This window comes from Micromonospora globispora, assembly GCF_003857015.1.
In the GTDB taxonomy this organism is placed as follows: domain Bacteria; phylum Actinomycetota; class Actinomycetes; order Mycobacteriales; family Micromonosporaceae; genus Micromonospora; species Micromonospora globispora.
Genome location: NZ_QGGF01000527.1, coordinates 1 through 1,360, shown reverse-complemented (window position 1 = coordinate 1,360; position 1,360 = coordinate 1). Strand labels below are relative to the sequence as shown.

Annotated in this window: 3 protein-coding genes; 1 reads left to right on the top strand and 2 read right to left on the bottom strand. The window is 75.7% G+C overall.

Features of this window, described 5'->3' with window-relative positions:
• On the bottom strand, window positions 1-313 hold a 313-nt coding region (locus DKL51_RS35245), incomplete at its 3' end, for an MFS transporter (protein ID WP_369008650.1).
• Between the two features lie 32 nt (window positions 314-345).
• Entirely contained in the window at window positions 346-660 is a 315-nt protein-coding gene (locus tag DKL51_RS28005) for an MGMT family protein (protein ID WP_109947203.1), read from the bottom strand.
• A 13-nt stretch (window positions 661-673) separates the two neighbouring features.
• Between DKL51_RS28005 and proB the strand changes: the two genes are divergently transcribed.
• Window positions 674-1,360 (top strand): glutamate 5-kinase (gene proB, locus DKL51_RS28000; RefSeq protein WP_124812672.1); only part of this gene is annotated, 687 nt, incomplete at its 3' end.

Sequence of the window (1,360 nt, the reverse complement as noted above, 5' to 3'; positions counted from 1 at the left end):
CCACCGGGTTGACCAGGACGTCCCACGCCTTCGGCAGGAGCACCAGCAGCGCGGCCACGCCCGCCGCGACGCCGAGCGTGTCGGGCAGGTACGGCAGCAGGAGCAGCCCCGGCACGGTCCCGAAGGCCCCGGTGACCAGCGAACCGAGCGCGTAACCGGCGTGCACCCGGCGGGGCAGCCGCCCGGGCGGCAGCGCGCCGGCGGACCGGGCCGACCCGGACGGGTCGGCGGCCACCCGCGGCCCTGGCACGACGGGTGCGCCGGCCGGGAACGAGCCGGCGGCGGGATTCGACGACCTCTCCGGCGCGTCCATGACGCCGGATGCTACTCACGTTATGGCCGGGGTCACATCCCCTCATCCGGCGACCAGGCGGCCGCCGCCATGTCCACCCCGGAGGGCCGCAACGGACAGCCCTCGGCCCGCAGCCGGGCCCGCGCCTCGACCTCGTGCCCGGGTGGCAGCCGTCCGGCCGAGTTCACCACCCGGTGCCAGGGCACCCCGCCCCCGTGCCGGGCCATGATCGAGCCGACCAGCCGCGCCGACGCCCGCCCCGAGCGCTCGGCCAGCGCGTCGGCCACCGCCCCGTACGACATCACCCGGCCCGGCGGGATCCGCTCGACCAGGTCGAGCACCGCCTCGACGTACTCGTCAGGTGTCACGACGCGCCAGGATATGGGAACGCGACCGGGCCTCGCCGACCCGAGCGCGCAGAATGGGCGGGTGCGCGAAGCAGTCACCTCGGCCCGGCGGATCGTCGTCAAGATCGGCTCGTCCTCGCTGACCACGGCGGCGGGCGGCCTGGACGACGCCCGGGTCGACGCGCTGGTCGACACGCTCGGCGCGCTGGCCGTGCAGGGACGCGAGGTGGTGCTGGTCTCCTCCGGCGCGATCGCCGCCGGCCTCGCCCCGCTGGGGCTGCCCCGCCGGCCGCGCGACCTGGCCACCCAGCAGGCCGCCGCCAGCGTCGGGCAGGGCCTGCTGATCGGCCGGTACGCGGCCAGCTTCGCCCGGCACCGGCTGACCGTCGGGCAGGTGCTGCTCACCGTGGACGACGTGACCCGGCGGGTGCACTACCGCAACGCGTACCGCACGCTGCGCAAGCTGCTCGACCTGCGGGCGGTGCCGATCGTCAACGAGAACGACACGGTGGCCACCGAGGAGATCCGGTTCGGCGACAACGACCGGCTGGCCGCGCTGGTGGCCGCCCTGGTCCACGCCGAGCTGCTGGTCCTCCTGTCGGACGTGGACGCCCTCTACACCGGTGACCCGCGCCGGCCGGAAACCACGAAGGTCGGCGAGGTGCACTGCGAGCGGGACCTCGCCGGCATCGAGATCGGCGAGGTCCCGCTCGCAGTGCAC